Source organism: Kribbella catacumbae DSM 19601, assembly GCF_000372465.1.
Taxonomy (GTDB): Bacteria; Actinomycetota; Actinomycetes; order Propionibacteriales; family Kribbellaceae; genus Kribbella; species Kribbella catacumbae.
This window is the reverse complement of the sequence record NZ_AQUZ01000020.1, coordinates 129,898-145,417: the sequence shown is the minus strand read 5'-3', so window position 1 is coordinate 145,417 and position 15,520 is coordinate 129,898. Positions and strand designations below refer to the sequence as shown.

Below are 15,520 nucleotides of genomic sequence, written 5' to 3'. Positions count from 1 at the left end.
CCGCTGCCGCCGCTGACCAGCCCGGCCATACCACCCCGCACGCACCACCGAACCACGATGACCCAGCGGACACTCCGGGATTTCCATACCCAGAATCATATCCACGCTAAGCGACATAGGACATATGTTCCCTTAAGATCACGAGTCGATCTGGTCGCGAAGGCCGCGAGCTCGCGGTACACGGGCGGGGCGCCCGGGTCTTTAAGGGTGACGCACAGGGCGACCGAAGAACTTGTTGTCGGCGGGGCGATCGATCGGATCACACGCCCCGAGGTGGTGATGGGGATCGCCGGTTGCACCGGAATCACGCACAATCCGTTGCCACTGCCCGGACCGCAGATTTCGGACAAGCCGCCCGAGTCAGCCAGGGGGCTGCAGGCTCTTCAAGAGCTTGGCCGGGCAGCGATTCTGGTCTGGCTGCACTCCGGCGTGATTGCCGAGTGCCGAAGTACCGTACTCGGCGGCGTCGGTTGCCGGGGTTGCGGAAGCCGCAGGCGCGTCGGCCGACGTCCTTGATGAGCCGACTCGGGACCCAGCGCTCCTCCAATCCGCTGGGCATGGAGTCGACCAGCTAGCGAGCACGCGAACCCGAGCGGCAGGCAGCCGGCCGAGCGATGTAACCCATCGCGGATCCTGGGGAGCGTCGTCAACCTGGCACACCCGCTCGACTTCGCGGCTGAGCCAGGTCCATCACCTGGCTTCCCGGCCGGCCAACTCACGGCCGGGCCGCACCCCCGTTATTTTCTAAGCTTTATTGGACCCCAAACCCTGAGCTGGAGCTCCGCGACGAGGATGCCCGCGACACCCGCTATGAGAATCGTCCACAATGTTCCCCAGGAGAAAAAATTCTTGTCTATCGCCCTCAAAATCAGAATAACCGAAATGAAAATCGCAGGAATGAAGATTCGAGTAATCACATTGTCGGTCACAGTCTACTCCTAGAGGGCTGCCGGAATCGCTCGGTCACCACCACGTCTTATGGCCTCTCATTAGGCCATATCCGATACCACCCCAGCTGCCATACCAGAGCCCGTATCCTCCGCCCGCTAGAGCGCCCGGTCCGCCCCCAAAGAAGCCGCCTCCAACCGCTCCAAGGAACCCACCGGCCCCGGCGCCTCGCATACCGTAGAAGAATGCCCCCTTGACGCGCCGCATTGACCAACGTCCGAATTTCTTCCAGTGCTTCTTGCGGGGCCACCACTTTGTCGTCTTCTTCTTCTTTGTAGGAGCATATTTGCGTGGCGCGTCCTTGTAGGGGTAATTCGGGTAGTAAATCTTACGGGTTAGGGCGCTGCTAAAGCCGTTGTACCACTTCTTGAATCGAAGACGCTTCGGTGTCTCGTCTTCCTCGTAGTAGCGGCGCTTGCCGTCGGTGTCGAAGCTGTTGATGGGGTCAGATGGGTAGGTGTAGGCGTTGGCGTTGCCGCCTGCGACCGGGTCGGTCGAGGTAAACAGCGCGGTGATCGGATTGTAGAGCCGGACCCCCATGAGGGTGAGGCCTGCACCGCTGACGGCACGTTGTTTTCCGCCGAGCCAGCCGTAGTCGACGATCCCTGTGTCAGCGGTGACGCCGACCGCGTTGCCGTACTCGTCGTAGTTGTTCCAGCCGCCGATGCCAGTAGCTACTCCACCACCGGTTGGGAGGTCGACGGTGGTGACGACGTCGCCATGGCTGTTGTTGAGCGTGAGTTCGGCCGTGCCGACCTGGTCGACGGTGAGGGCCAGATCGCTGCCGATGAGCTCGGCGTAGCGCTGGGTGGCCGCGCCTTGGGTGACCCAGGTGGGGTTGTCGGAGGTGTCGTTGTAGTGACGAACGGTTTGGGTCGAGCCGGAGGCGTTCGTAACTATCTCGGCGGCGCGGCGGTCCAGGGCGTCGAGCGTGAAGCTTGTGGTCGTGGCTCCTTGGGTGATTGAGCTGGCAAGGTCGTTGTCGTAGTAGACGAACGTGATGTCGCCGTCGGCCGGGTGTGGGGCGTCCGAGGCCGGCAGGCTGGTGGTGCGGCCCAGGACGTCGTAGGCGTAGCCGCCGACTCCGTTCGCACCGGTCACAGGACGGTCGGCGGTGTCGAAGGCGCGGGTCACCGTCGTGGCGCCGGAAGTGCTGCAGGATCCGTCGGCTGCGGCCGGGGCGGTTGCCTTCGTGAGCCGGTTGTCGTTGGCGTCGAAGCCGTAGGTGCGGGTGACACAGGCCGGGGCCTCGGCCGGGTCGGTGACGTCGATGCCAGAAGCGCCGGCGGTGCGGTCGTTAACCTGGGTGAGGCGGCCAGCGTTGTCATAGGTGTAGTGGCGGTCGTACGGGATGGCGCCGCCGCCGGTAGTTGTGAAGGCGGTGCCGTCGGGGGTCCATTCGTGGCTGACCCGGCCGGTGACGTCGTTCTCAAGGGACCAGGACAGCCAGCCGCCGTTCGGATCGACCGTCGTACTGCCGTCCTCGTTGACGGTCGTGACCTGGCCGGTGTAGCGCAGACCGACCGGTTCACCAGTGTTGTCGATGTCGTTGTGCTGGGTGACGCCGCCGGGCAGTTTCTGCACAGTCATGGAGCCGTCGGCGTCGTAAGCGCCGGTGGAGGTCCAGGTGGAGCCGCCGGTGGTGACCTCGACCTTGGTGGCCAGCCCGCGGCGCTCGGCCTTACCTGCCGCGTCGGTGCCGTCGTAGGTGTAAATGGTCGAGCCGTTGGCGTCCGTGACGGTGGCCACCGAACCTGCGGCGTCGTACACGGTAGTGGTGGCCGATTCGGCGGAGGGTTGGTAGGTGATTTGGCGACCCCAGGTGTCGTAGCCAGTGGTGATGGTGCCGACGGTGGTGCCGTTAGTGTTCTTGGCAGTCACGACGGTCTGTTGGCCGGTGTTCGGGTCGTAGCTGGTGATCTTCTCCGTGTTCGGGCTCGAGCCCGTGATGCCCGTGACCGTCGTCTTCGTCGAGCCGGTGCGGCCGTCCAGCAGGTAGTCCGTGATGGTGGTGCGGGTGACGCTACCGGAGGTCTCGGTGACGGTCTTGGGCGCGAGCAGGTAGGTGAACGCGGCCGTCGTAGTCGATGGCAGGGTTGGCGTCGCGCCAGCCGTCGAGGTCGGCGCTGTGGCTGGGTAGGTCCTGCAGACCAGGCCAGCCCATTGCGGCTTGCTTCCACACTCGGGGACCGTGGAGTTGGCCGCGGTGGTGTAGTAGACGGTCTTCGCGGTTCCGGCATCCGACCCGTTGGCGGTCGGCTGCCTGGTCTCGATCACACCTCCCTCGGCGTCATACCGAGTGACCTTGACGATGTCGCCGGGGCTGTTGGTGCCGTCGCGGTCCACGTCGGTGATGGCCTTGCCTGGCAGGCTGCGCGCCCAGCCGTCGGCGTCGCCAGCCACGGGTGCGGAGTAGTCGGTCAGGGACTGGCCGGTGATCTCCAGGTCGGTGCCGGTACCGGGGTCGTGGGCATACGAGGTCTCGGTGGTGGCGAGCCGGTACGGCAATGATGTGTCGGGGTTGATCCCGGCGTTCGGTGCGCCTTGGTCGAATGTGGTGTGGGTGTGCGGGCGAACCCAGGTGACAGTGCCGTTCTTCAGCGCGGCGTACCGGGCGGGGCCGTAGGTGTCGGTAACTAGGGTGCCGGCGGGGGTAAGGACTGCGTCACCTGCCGCATTCTTGATGTCGGCGTTGTAGGCGGTCAGGGACGCGAGTTGGTCGGCGGCTGCGCCTCGCCGGGCGGGGTCATCGATGACGGCGCGGAGGGCACGTTCGTCGAGTTCGCGGACGACATTTCCTTGGTCGTTGTAGTCGGTGGAGGTGTATTGCCAGTTACCGGCGCCGTATTTGGCGGTGTTGATGGTGTAGCCGGCTGCGTCGGTGTATTGCAGGTCGGCATACTGCCAATCATCTGCGGTCGGTGCACCAGTCACGGGGTGGTCGGGGCCGAAGACGGCGAAGCCGTTGGTGGGTGTGGCCTTCTGGTTCCATTGCGCCACCGCGCCTGCGGTCAGGTCCGGTAGGCCGGTGCCGGACAGTGGGACGTCGTACACGAACTTGGCGAGGGTCGCGGTGCCGCCGGTCGGATCGCCGGCCGGGCGGTCGCGGGTGACGGAGTCGAGTTTGTCGCGCTGGTCGACGGTGACGTAGTTCAGCTGGAACGGCACCTGGCCTGCGGGCTTGACCGAGCTCAGGTGGTTCTCGGCGTTATAGGTGTACTCGGTGGACAGGTTGGACCGGGGGTCGGTGACCTTGGTGAGAAGGGCGTTGGTGTCGTAGGTGTAAGCGGCAACCTGGATCGAATCCATCTTGTTGGTGCCGGTCTTGTCGGGGTTGTAGATATCGATCCAGGCCTCGCTGAGCCGGACTCTGCTGGCGCCGATGGTGGTGTAGGTGAACCGCAGCGCGCGGCAGCCTGGGTTCATGCCGGTCAGCGGGGCCGACGCGTTGTAGGCGGCGCAGGTCACGCCCGGCGCGACTGGGGCGAGGATGCGGACGATGCGCCCGTTGGCGTCGTAGGCGAAGGTTGTTTTCGACGCGATCCCGGGCTCGGCGATGCCGACCGCGCGGAACAGTGCCGCCGCAGAGGTGGTCGGGGTGGTGGCGGGTGTCCAAGTCGTGACGGTGCCGTCGTCTTCGATGTAGGACAGCAGTGGGCTGGTGGCTGTGCCGGTGATGGTCAGCCGGGAGCCGTCGAGTTCGGTGTCCTCGTCGGCTGGGGCCCATTCTCCGAGCGCGAACGAGGCCCCGGTGCGGCGGTCGCTGGTGGGTGATTCGAAGATCAGGCTGGTGCCGTCGCCGTCGATGAGAACGAGGGTTCCGTCAATGCGGGTGGAGTCGATCACCTGCAGGCCGGCGGCACCGACGTCGGCGCCGTCGAACTGCGCGGTCCAGCCCTGACCGAACGCGCCGTTGATCTGGTTCGTCGGCGTCTCATACGTCATGTGCGACCGCGAGATCGACAAGTCAGCGGTGTAGCCGGGAACCGAGATGTCCGTCGCCGAGGCGTTGAACTCACCGGTCCACAGCGCAACCTGGCCGGGGCCGGCCTCGGCGGTGGGGAATCCGTTGCCGAAGGCATGCGGTACCCGCTGGATTGTGGTGTCGGGGGTCTGGGACCAGGTGCACTGGTCGGTGGTGCCGTATTTGAAGCAGACTTGGATGTCGAGCTTGACCGGGACCCGGTCGTTCAAGGTGGTCGGCTGGACGCCGGCGATGTCGGGGTCGGAGTCGAGGAAGGTGTCGATCTTGGCGTTGTTGGTGTCCCAGTTGGTGTTGACGCTGACGCCGCCGGTGCCGCTGTCGGTGACTGGGAACGCGGTGGTGTCTTCGTTCCAGCCGACCAGGTCGTCGGCGCCGCCGTAGCCGGAAACTCGCCAGCGGATCTTCGCCGACACGGTCGAGGACGAGCCCTTCGGCGGGCCGGATGCGGTGATCCGGAGCGTGTTCGCCGTCGTGATCCGCGGGTTCGCTGTTGGCGAGGTCAGCGCCGTACCACCCCAGCCGACGTTGTGCGTCTTGACGTCCGACAAATTGCCGGCCGGGGATTCGGCTTGGGCAGTGATCGCGTGCAGGCCCGAGCCCTTGGGAAGCGTCACCGTAGTTTTCGCGACCGCTGGGTCGCTGGAGGGCGTGATCTTGTATTGGCCCGCGACGCCGGTGTTCGACGCCACCGGTTTGCCGTCAACGGTGAGTCGGAGGTAGCCGGGTGCGGAGTAGCTGGTGCCGGTCGCGGTCACTGTGCACACCACGTCCGCGGCCGGTGGGTTGTCCAGCCAGGAGCCGGACACGTCGTACGGCGCCGGGCAATTCACGACCGGGTCGGCCGGCTTGGCGGCGCCGGTCCGCAGCCGCGATTGGTAGCTCGTCCAGGGGCCGTCGACGCGGCCGTCGTTGGCCTTGGCCCGGACATATAGCAGGGTGTTGTCGGGCAGGTTCGTGCTCGGCCGACACCCGGCGGTCGTACCGGAGGCGTACACCGACGACGTACACGTTCCCTTCAGGCTGAATGTCGGCCCGTCTCCGGTGAAGAACTCGAACACGTACTTCACCGTGTTCGCGTCCGGGTCAGTGGCCTTGGTCTGCACCCACGGTTTCAGGCTCGCCGAGTACATCGACGACGTGTTCTCACCCGGTGCCGCGTACGCGACCGCCTCACTCGTCTCCACCGTCGCCGGCGGGTTCGGTGGCCGGTTCCAGGTCAGCGAGATGTACGGATCGGCGGTGCCCTCGCTGGACACGAACCGCTTCCACGCGTTCGCGTCCGCCTCGTTTGCCGCCTTCAACGCAACGCCCACCGTCGGATCGGGCTGGCCTGACCAGTACTGCGCGAGCGATGTCATCGGCACCGCAATCCGGCCGGCCGCACAGGCACTGGAGAAGCCCTTCGCGGTCGACACTGACCCCCACACTGTCGCACTCGTTACCGGCTGTGACGTCCAACGGGTTGATGTCGACGCCTGCAGTGCGGCGTGCAGGTTCAGTTGCGTCGCCGTACAGGTTGTGGCGCCGTACTGGTACAAGGACAGGCTCGCCGACGTGATGTCCTTACCTTGGAACGCCGCCCCAGCGAAGTTCAGGAACGACCGCTCCGTCGTGGTGCCGTTCTTGCCGACCCGCAGGTCCACTGTCGAGGACAGGTCAGAGGTCCAACCGGACTGCACGAATGTGTCGAAACTCGAATACACCGGTGTGTTTGCATACGTCGGGTCCACCGTCACCGGGAACACCCGCGCCGGGTCCAAGAACCACTCCGCGTCGGGCGCGATCACCAGCGTCGCCTTCCCCGGCGACACCTGCTCTAACGTCACCTTTACCGTCGCCGTGTTCACCGGCTGGCCGGTGTGTTCGTCGTTGACTGAATCCCACATCTGGCCGACCGGGATCCGCGACCGGACCGTGTTCTGGGCGTCGACGAACTCGATTGTCCCGTCGGCGGCCTGCCGGGCCGTCAAGCCCTTGGTGCGCAGCGGGATCCGCCATACCGGCGCGGTCGCCGGGCGCTGCTTCACGATGAAGTCGACCTCGAACCCCGACCGGCGCGCATCCAGCGTCATGTCCACGCCAGGCTGGACCTCGGTATAGGTCGCCTTCGTCTCCTGGAGCGTCGGCTCCGGCAGTTTCCATGGTGCGAGCCACTCCACTTGCCGGCCAGCCCCGCCCGCCGCGGACGCGAAGACTCCGCCGGTCGCGGCATTGCGCTTGCCCAACTGCAGGCCGTGCTGGTGACTTCGCGGCGCCACCGTGCCGTCCGCGGCCTTAGCCAGAGTCAGGTCGATCGACTGCCACGCGCCCTGGGCGGTCTTGAAACGGATCGGCGCCATGTGCGCATCCGTGGTCATCGTCGTGTCCGGATTCACCCACGTCGTGGACGACTCTGTGCGCATCGACTCGACTTCGACCCGGGAACCCTGCGACCGGGCGGTCACCGACGCCGAGATCAGATCCGGACGCGACGACACCATCGCGGCAGTCGGCTTCGGGTCCGCCGCGGGCGCAGCCTCCGCTGGCTGACGAGCCTCCAACGCTGACGCCAGCAATGCCGCCGACAAGACGACTGCCACGATCCGCGGGAACTTCTGTACACGGGCACGCTGCGAACGATCCAGAACGAACATGCGACTCCCCACCCAAGTACCAGCCTGGGACAGGCTCAGGTGACAAGGCGGGTCACCGAGCCGGGCTGGCATCGCCTACATCGATGGCACGCCCCTGAGCGTTACCAAGATTGCAGGAAGCTGCAGAAACCTGCCGGATTCTTGACAGATCCGCATCACGCGACCATCGGACTGGCGGATACCCGGCAGCGGTGTACCCGGCATCACCGCGGTTGTCTGGAGGGAGTCATGGGCCTGATCTGGCCGACGTTCGTGACCTGCTCGAGTTGTTCGCGGAGCTGTTGACAGTCGATGGTGAGGCGCTGGATCTGAGCGCATGCCAGCTCCTGTTGTTCGCGGAGCTGCCGGTTCTCTGCACGGAGCCTGCGATTGACGTCTCGGAGGCTGCCCGCGGGTGGCTCGCCGACTTCGTCCACGATGGCCGTTCGGGGCCGCGGTGCGGACAGTTCCTCCACGATGGTCGGGAAGTTGCGGCGGAAGGTGGTGTTGGCCAGCCCGAGACTGCGAGCCAAGGCGACCGTGTTGGGCCGTCGGCCGGTGCTGGACTCGCTTTCTCGTAGGCGGTCCAGCGCGGTGCGGACCTCGGCAGTCGCTGGCAGCGTGACTCGACGGGTCATCGTGACTCCGGTCTTTGGTGGTTGAGGAGACGTTCGATCTCGTCGTGACGCGCTCCAAGACGGTGTTGCAGAAGGGGCGGCAGGGCTGGGCGTTGCTTGAGTTCGGTCTCGACATGGACGAGTTCGGCGTTCAGAGCGGTGATGTTGTCCGCGGTGAGGGCGACATTGCCGCATTCGAGGGGTTGGCAGTCTCCCAGCGCGGGGCGCGGTTCGTCCTTCGCGTCGTTTCGTGGTTGGCACAGTGCTTTGTCCGGGTTGAATACACAGGTGGAGTAGGTGCCGGGGAAGATGTTCGGCTCATGGTTGCGCAGAAATCGGCGGATTCGGACGGGGTCGGTGAGCACGAGCCCGGTGTACCGGGCCTGGGTGGCGAATTCGTCCAGCCTGCGCCGCGCTTCGGTGGCGGCCGGTCCAGCGGCTATGTCGTGGTCGTTGTCGGTGGTCATCGACAGAAGCTGCTGACCACGGGTGAGGGCTTGTTCGCTTTCGACTTCGGCGCGGAACCCGGAGCCTGATGTGCCGGCATAGCCTTCGAACATTTGGATACCGAGGTGCTTGTACTGGATCGCGCCGGCAATCGAGCCTCCCGGGCGCCGCGCGATGTACCAGGCCAGGGTTCGGCGGAACTGGCGGGTGGACAGCCTGAAGTGCTGTCCGGCGATCGTTGGAATCCCACCTTGGAGAGCGCGGGTGGAGCAGTACTGGTCGACCCACCGGGCGAACTCGTTGAGGTGCTCGTTGGTCTGGGCGGTGGTGAAGACCTCCGCGCTCGATCGCGGGGTCACGCCGCTGCCCAGTGGCGCGAACAATAGTTGCTGTCCGGCTGGTTGAAGCTTCTGCAAGATATCGATCGCCCGCGCTGCCGGCTCGCCGACGACCCACGAGGTCGGCGTTCCGGCCGGGTCGGCGTGGCCTTTGAACACCACGCCGGACAAGTGCCACCGGTAGGCCGTGCCCTCGGCGTCGCGGGAGACCGTGACCGCTCTACGCCGGATGTGTTTGCTCTCGGAGTCACGCATCCCGGACAGGTACGCGATCACCACGTAGCAGGCGGTCTGCAGCAACCGGAGCAGCCTGTCCAGCGACCGCGTGGGGTGCCTCAGCGCGATGCCCTCGACCCACTTCTCCCCATCCACCGTGGCGGCGACATCGGTGGTGAGCCAGGTGTACTCGGTGACTCCGACATCGGCGGCGGCCGCGTCGATCATCGACCGCCACCGCGGATCTTGTCGCAGAGTGCAAGGCCGGCACAGAATCTGCGCCGAGATGAACCGCATGTTCGGCCGCAGTTGGTAGCCGGGGACCGGCGTCCGGTTGTGCGTGAGGCCGGCCAGATAGCTTTCCAGACGAGTTGTCACACCTGCCCGGTCGACGCTCCCGATGAGCGAGGCATCGAGCTGGCGGAGGTAGGTGTGGTTGTGGTCGACGGCCGCGATGATGTCGTGGGAGAACTCGTCGACGAACCTCAGCGACCACACCAGCAGCGGAGCCAGCACCTGCTCGGGGATCCGGTCGGTGATGTTCTCAGCGGGACTCGATGGCTTCCTGCCCCACTGGGTCACGTTACGTAGATCGACCTGGAGCGGGTCGGTGAGGTTCGCGCGGTAACGCCAGAGGAGTCCGACAGCGGCTCTGGAGTTGCTGATGCCCTGCGCGCTCAGGCCAAGGGTGTGTAGATGTTGTTCGTAGTGGATCAGGTCGTCCGCAGAGAGGGTGCACAGCGCCGGATAGGTCCCGACGCCGTCAGCCGCCGGCCGGACGGCCAGCCAGGTGAAGAACCGTTGCAGGCCGACGAGTTTGCTGTGGATTGTGCGAATACCCTGCTGCTTCTCGCCTTGCGGCAAAGGACCCGCGATCATTGCGTAGATCAGCTGCTTGCCGTGGCTTCGGTAGCGCTCGGGTAGCCGACCGAAGTTCACGATCAGCGGGCCGACGTGGCGTTGCAGCGCCGCGGGTTGCAGCCTCCACTGGTCGTCGGCGAACCGCGCGGTGGTCGCGAGGTCGGTTCCCTGGCGTAGCGGCCGCCCGGCCAGCACCAGCGTGGTGTCGAGCGGATTTGCGTTACGGGCTTGCGCCGCGGACGTCATGGCCTGTCCCAGGGGGCTTCGGTGAGATCGAGCATCGCGTCCGCGGGTGCGTCTTGGGTAGCACGGCGAAGCTGTTCGGGCGTGAATTTCGGGTAGACCTCGTGGCGGATCGCGGCCCATGCTGGACCATAGCGTGCCCACCAGTCGGCCTCGCTGAGTTCGGTACGCCGGTCCGCGAGAGCACCCATCAACGAGGTGATGGCCGGCAGGTGAGAGTCGGTGATCACGCAGTTTCCGCAGTGGAAACAGTCGAGGAACGACACCGAGCGGCAGGCTCGACCAGTCGTAGGGCGGTGCTGTGGATCACTGCATGCTGCCCATGCACCGTCCACCGCGGACTCGGCCGCGAGGGTCGGCAAATTCACCCGCAGCGGCTGCTCACCCGAGGTCCGCAAGATGGCTTGATGTGCGGCCAGGGCCGCGGTCTCGGCTTCCGCGACGGCTTCGCCCAGCACGCCCTCGGCCCAATCCTTCACGGTGGCATTACCACGGAGGTAGTTCGAGAACAGCACTGGCGTGGTGTTCGACACCGCCGCCGACGGCAGATGCCCGCCGACAGCGCGCGTACGGCGTACCTCAACGCTGGTCCGGATCCGTCCCAGATTCACCGGCAGCGAAACTGCCCGGCTGTCTGACGTGACCTGATCAACGGTCAGCGCGTGCGTCGCGGCCCATCGCGACAACCACAACCCCATGCCTTCGAGAGCGCGGGCGAACGGGTCGTGGTGCTCCGCAGACTGCGCTCTGTCCGCGACCTTTACCGCGTTGCGCCACACCGACCACACGCTGCTGGACCCGCTGACCTGTCGGGAGCGGCGCATCAGTTCGTGCATCAGCAGGTAGACGCCGCCCGGCGTGTGCATCCGCCGGTGCTCAGGCCCGATCTCCCAACTCACCGCGTCGAACCAGCCGCGCGTACCGCGGCGCCGCTTGATGGCAGTCAGCTCAACGGCCCGCTGTCCCACGACCTGATGGTCAGCCGGGAGCTCCTTTACCGTTTCGGAGTTGCGGCCCGACATCGCGATCATCAGTACCACCAGAGGCTCCAGATCAGCACGGGTCACGAAAAGGTGTCTCGCCAGCGCCGTCCGTTGCTGCGCGCCCAGCACACCATCGCCCACCTGACGCGGAACGACCCCAGACTCCGCGATGCCCGACAGTCGCGCCCCGAGGTCCCGGTCAGCGGGGCTGAGGCTCTCACGGTCTGTGCGCCACTTCCTGAGCAGTTCCTCGCCGTGGCGCAGCCGCCGCTCGATGGCCGCGACGTCGGATCGTGCAGCGGTCACGATCTTGTCCAGCTCACCGTCGGAGTAGCCGCTCCTGCCGGGACTCTTCATGTCCAGCGTGCGCTGAGCCAGGTACTCGGCGGCTCCCGGTGCAAGTTGCTCGCGCAATGGCGCGTGCTGGAACAGCCGCCTCAGCTCGGCCAGCGAGGCCAATACGTACTTCCGCTTGGACGTCTTCATCCTGTGCTTCACATACAGATCCAACTGGGCAGCCGTCAGAAGTGCCGGCCTCGACGGCGGAACCGGTAATCCGGCCAGGAACCGCAGGAGACGGCTGATCGCGTTCCACGCCTCCCTTGCTGAGGCCCGTGTCCGGCAACCTCCGGCTGGACCAGTGCGCGCCGCGAGCGCAGCCGCCACCACAGGGTGCCATCGCGGCAGAGGCAACCGACCGACGGGCCAGCTGCATGTCCGGCCATCCTCGCCGACGAACTGCACCACCAGGTCAGCGCTCAAACCCGCCACGGCAGCGGGAGCGTCGTATTGGGTGATGGGTACTGGCGCTCGAAGTCCTCGGTGCGTACTGCCTCGTCCCGTCACAGCACTACCTCATTGTGCTGCTCATCGATCGCACTGTTTCTTGGATCAGGCCATTCGTCGGGCACCAGCGCCATCCTCGTCTGCATCTCCAACTCGGCCAGGGTGTCCAGATAGATCTGCGTTGTCACCACCGAGCGGTGACCAAGCCGCCGCCGCACCCAATCCAAGGGATCTCCGAACACCCTGACGTAATGGCCCCGCTGCTGTTCCGACAGCTCCGCGAGTGCCGCCAGGTGGCCACGCTGCAGCTGCTCCAACGTGATGACCGCGAACGAGTGGCGCAGCAGATGAGCATGCGCAGCCAAGTCGATCCCCGCCCGGCTGCAGCGTGCATTCGCCTCGGTGAACATCGCTTTCCACCTGGCCGGGGACAGCGGCATCCCGTATTCGCCCAACCACAGCGCCGCCGGCTCTAACCCGCCGTCGGTTTCGACGAACAGCCGCTCCCGCTGTTCAGCGCTCAAGTGGGCGACCTTCACCTGCCGCGCCGACCCGGACACCAAGGTCTGAGTCGCTGTCGTACCGCGCTCATCCAGCACCAAAGGCCTACGCACACGGGCGTAACGACCCACGGCGCGCGCCTGGACGACGACATCCGCGCGATCACACTCGACGTAAGCGAGGAGATCCGTGACCACCGCATCAGGCACGTAGACCGTACGCGCGGAGCCCCCTTTCGCGATCGCCTCCGGAAGCCAGAACCGCTGATAGCCTCCTCGGCCGCCCGACAGCAACGGCAACTCCGACAACACCAAGGCGGCCTGCTCGCCGAGGCGGAGCCCAGTACGCACCATCAGGTCACAAAACGCGGCGTTCCGTGCCGCCCACCGGCCACGAAATCGTGAGTCCAGCTCGCCCTCGGCCGTGAACCCCCGAACGCCGACATCGCGCCAGCGCCGGTACGACGCTGCCGGCAGCCAACGCACCCGACCCGAGCCGACGTTGCGCGCGAACGTGGCAGGCCGCTGCTCATCCAGCGACGCAGCAGTCGCCCACCCCGCCCGGCGTACCCCAGAACGAACCGACTGCTGCGGGATGGGATGCGTCTGCAGATGACCAGCCCACAACGCCCACCGGTAGAACTGATTCACCGCCGCAAGCTCGCGATTCCACGTTGCTCCCGCCACACAGGGGCCAGCCGGATCGTGCCGACGCCAAAACAGGTACGCGATGTGATCAGGCTCCGTGGCATCGATCCACCTCGTCGCACCACGGGCGGACCACAGGAAAGTCAGGAACGCCGCGAGATCCCGGGCATAGCCCAGCTGTGTCCGCGGCGCCAACGAACGCACCCGGCCGCTCTGGAAGAACCCGTTCAAACGCGTGTCGTACTCGAACATCGGCGACAACAGAAACGGCGCACCAGGGGCAACCCCGGCAGTACGCAACCAACGCTCCCAACCGACCGCCCACTCAGGCACCACTCCGGCCGGCGAAACGATCTCCGCAGGCGTGACCTTGACCTGCCAACTTGGCTGCATCATCAGGCCGGACATGATCCGGTCAATGACCGGTTATGCCCAAGTTGTACCCCATCAGAAAGCTCCGGTGCCTGACGTCATACTCGATGTTCGAACATCTGTTCGAAAGAGTCAAATCAGCGGGACCTCACGGCCGGCCGGCGCCGGGGACCGATACCGGAAGGGAAAGGACCGCTCCCGTGCGAGGCCCATTGATCAGCCGGTCGAGGTTGTCGGTGATGCTGTCGGACGGTCGCCACTCGGCGGTCAGGATGAACAGGGTCCGCCGGTCCGGGCCGCCGAGCGCGAGAGCGAACGGAGCCTGATTCTCGGCGAGTTCGACTCGTTGCAGGACCTCGCCACCCTCGACGACGCGCACGATCGACGAGTCGCCGGCCGACACCCAGACAGCACCTTCGGCATCGAGGCAGATGCCGTCAGGGCCGAGGCCTTCGGCGAAGACCCGCCGGTTGGACAGTCCACCGTCCGGCTCGAGGTCGAACGCAGTGAGCCGACCGGCGAACGACTCGGAGATGATCAGCGTTCGATCGTCGGGGGTGATGACCATCCCGTTGGGGAACTGGATGTCGTCCGCGACCTGACGGAGCCTGCCGTCCGGCGTGACGAGCTTGATGTAGCCGGGTTTGGGCGCCTCACCACCGGCGAAGTCGAAGTCCGCGCCGTTGAAGTAGGTGTTGCCTCGCCCATCCACGACGATCTCGTTCCCACCCTGGTCGGCGTGGATGACCACCGACCCGTCAGGCTCCTGGCGGCGCAGCTTGTCGCCGGTCGTCAGCAGTCGACCGTCGGGCAGCCAGTCGATCGACCACCCCATCAGCGGCTCGACCGGGGCGGGCACGACCTCCGTAGTACCGTCCAGGTCGACAGCCACGATCTGCCGGTCGATCCAGTTGCAGAACCACAACCGACCGTCATGCCATCTGGGCGACTCGGGGATTCCCAGCCCAGCCAGCAGGACTTTCGGTTCAGACATCACGCCACCTCGCTTCGTCGAGCTTCATCGGCCACTACTCCCTCTATACGAACAGCAGCCGGCGAGATCGACAGCTACGTGGCAATGAGTTCGTCAGCGACCCACTGGGCGACACCTGCCGGGTAGGGCGCCGGCAGGCTGAGGACGACGTGCTGGAAGCCGGCGCCGGTTGCTTTGGCGATCGCGTCGCGAGTGACGGCGGGGTCTTCGTAAGAGACCGGCAGATGGATCGAGCGAGTGATCGACGCCGGGTCCCGGCCGATCTCGGCGCAGTACCGGTCCAGTAGTGCGCTGCGGCTGACGGCGTCGTCCAGGTCTTCGCCCGTGTGGTTCCAGAGGTCGGCATGCTCGGCGACCACACGCAACGTCGCTGCCGAGCGTCCGCCGATCATGATCGGCGGGTGGGGGCTCTGGACGGGCTTCGGGTTGCCGAAGGCTCCGGTGAGATCGTGATAGGTGCCGTGGAAGTCGAACGGCTCGGTCTCCGTCCACAGTCGCCGGATGATCGTGCACGCTTCGGCGAGACTGCCCACGGCCTGGTTGGCGTCGTGGTACGGCAGACCGTGCGCGTCGTACTCACGCCTGGCCAGCGGATTGCTGGGCCGTGAGCCTGCACCGATCCCGAAGTCGAGCCGTCCGCCGGAGACGACGTCGACGGTTGCGGCGATCTTGGCCAGCACCGCGGGCGGCCGGAAACGATTGCTCGTCACGAGTACGCCGAGGCGCAGGCGCTGGGTCTGCGCGGCGAGCGCCGAGAGCAGCGTCCACGCTTCGAGGATCGGTCCACCCGGGTCGCCGCCGATCGGCATCAGGTGGTCGAACAGCCAGGCATGGTCGATCTCCGGGATCGCGTCCGCCTCACGCCAGACCCGCAGTACGTCGTCGTATGCGATCTGTTGTGGGGCGGTCAGGATCCCGAAACTGGGTCGGGTTGCTGGTGACATGTCGTGAGCCCTTCTCAGGTACGGCG

7 protein-coding genes are annotated in these 15,520 nt (G+C 66.0%); all 7 read right to left on the bottom strand.

The window, feature by feature from the left end; translation table 11 throughout:
* Positions 1–963: 963 nt before the first annotated feature.
* A complete protein-coding gene (locus A3ES_RS0121545; RefSeq protein WP_020388919.1) occupies positions 964–7,566 on the bottom strand; it encodes an RHS repeat-associated core domain-containing protein in 6,603 nt (2,200 codons plus the stop codon).
* Between the two features lie 203 nt (positions 7,567–7,769).
* Positions 7,770–8,183: a hypothetical protein gene (locus tag A3ES_RS0121540; RefSeq protein ID WP_020388918.1), complete on the bottom strand. Its 414-nt coding sequence runs from the start codon at positions 8,181–8,183 to the stop codon at positions 7,770–7,772.
* A complete protein-coding gene (locus tag A3ES_RS0121535) occupies positions 8,180–10,270 on the bottom strand; it encodes a hypothetical protein (RefSeq protein WP_020388917.1) in 2,091 nt (696 codons plus the stop codon). Before A3ES_RS0121535 ends, A3ES_RS0121540 begins: the two co-directional genes overlap by 4 nt.
* On the bottom strand, positions 10,267–11,736 hold the full coding sequence (locus A3ES_RS0121530; protein ID WP_026163087.1) for a hypothetical protein: 1,470 nt from the start codon (positions 11,734–11,736) through the stop codon (positions 10,267–10,269). The genes A3ES_RS0121535 and A3ES_RS0121530 overlap by 4 nt, the downstream gene beginning before the upstream one ends.
* A gap of 356 nt (positions 11,737–12,092) precedes the next feature.
* Positions 12,093–13,592 (bottom strand): tyrosine-type recombinase/integrase, encoded by a 1,500-nt coding sequence (locus A3ES_RS0121525; RefSeq protein WP_020388915.1) that lies wholly within the window; start codon positions 13,590–13,592, stop codon positions 12,093–12,095.
* Between the two features lie 112 nt (positions 13,593–13,704).
* Positions 13,705–14,550, bottom strand: coding sequence for an SMP-30/gluconolactonase/LRE family protein (locus A3ES_RS0121520; RefSeq protein WP_020388914.1), 846 nt, complete (start codon positions 14,548–14,550; stop codon positions 13,705–13,707).
* 74 nt (positions 14,551–14,624) lie between these two features.
* On the bottom strand, positions 14,625–15,494 hold the full coding sequence (locus tag A3ES_RS0121515) for an LLM class flavin-dependent oxidoreductase (protein WP_020388913.1): 870 nt from the start codon (positions 15,492–15,494) through the stop codon (positions 14,625–14,627).
* Positions 15,495–15,520 lie beyond the last annotated feature (26 nt).

Coding starts and splice junctions, on each gene's coding strand:
- A3ES_RS0121520 (WP_020388914.1), bottom strand. CDS start 14,550: ATGTCTGAACCGAAAGTCCTGCTGGCTGGGCTGGGAATCCCCGAGTCG.
- A3ES_RS0121540 (WP_020388918.1), bottom strand. CDS start 8,183: ATGACCCGTCGAGTCACGCTGCCAGCGACTGCCGAGGTCCGCACCGCG.
- A3ES_RS0121535 (WP_020388917.1), bottom strand. CDS start 10,270: ATGACGTCCGCGGCGCAAGCCCGTAACGCAAATCCGCTCGACACCACG.
- A3ES_RS0121545 (WP_020388919.1), bottom strand. CDS start 7,566: ATGTTCGTTCTGGATCGTTCGCAGCGTGCCCGTGTACAGAAGTTCCCG.
- A3ES_RS0121530 (WP_026163087.1), bottom strand. CDS start 11,736: ATGAAGACGTCCAAGCGGAAGTACGTATTGGCCTCGCTGGCCGAGCTG.
- A3ES_RS0121525 (WP_020388915.1), bottom strand. CDS start 13,592: ATGTCCGGCCTGATGATGCAGCCAAGTTGGCAGGTCAAGGTCACGCCT.
- A3ES_RS0121515 (WP_020388913.1), bottom strand. CDS start 15,494: ATGTCACCAGCAACCCGACCCAGTTTCGGGATCCTGACCGCCCCACAA.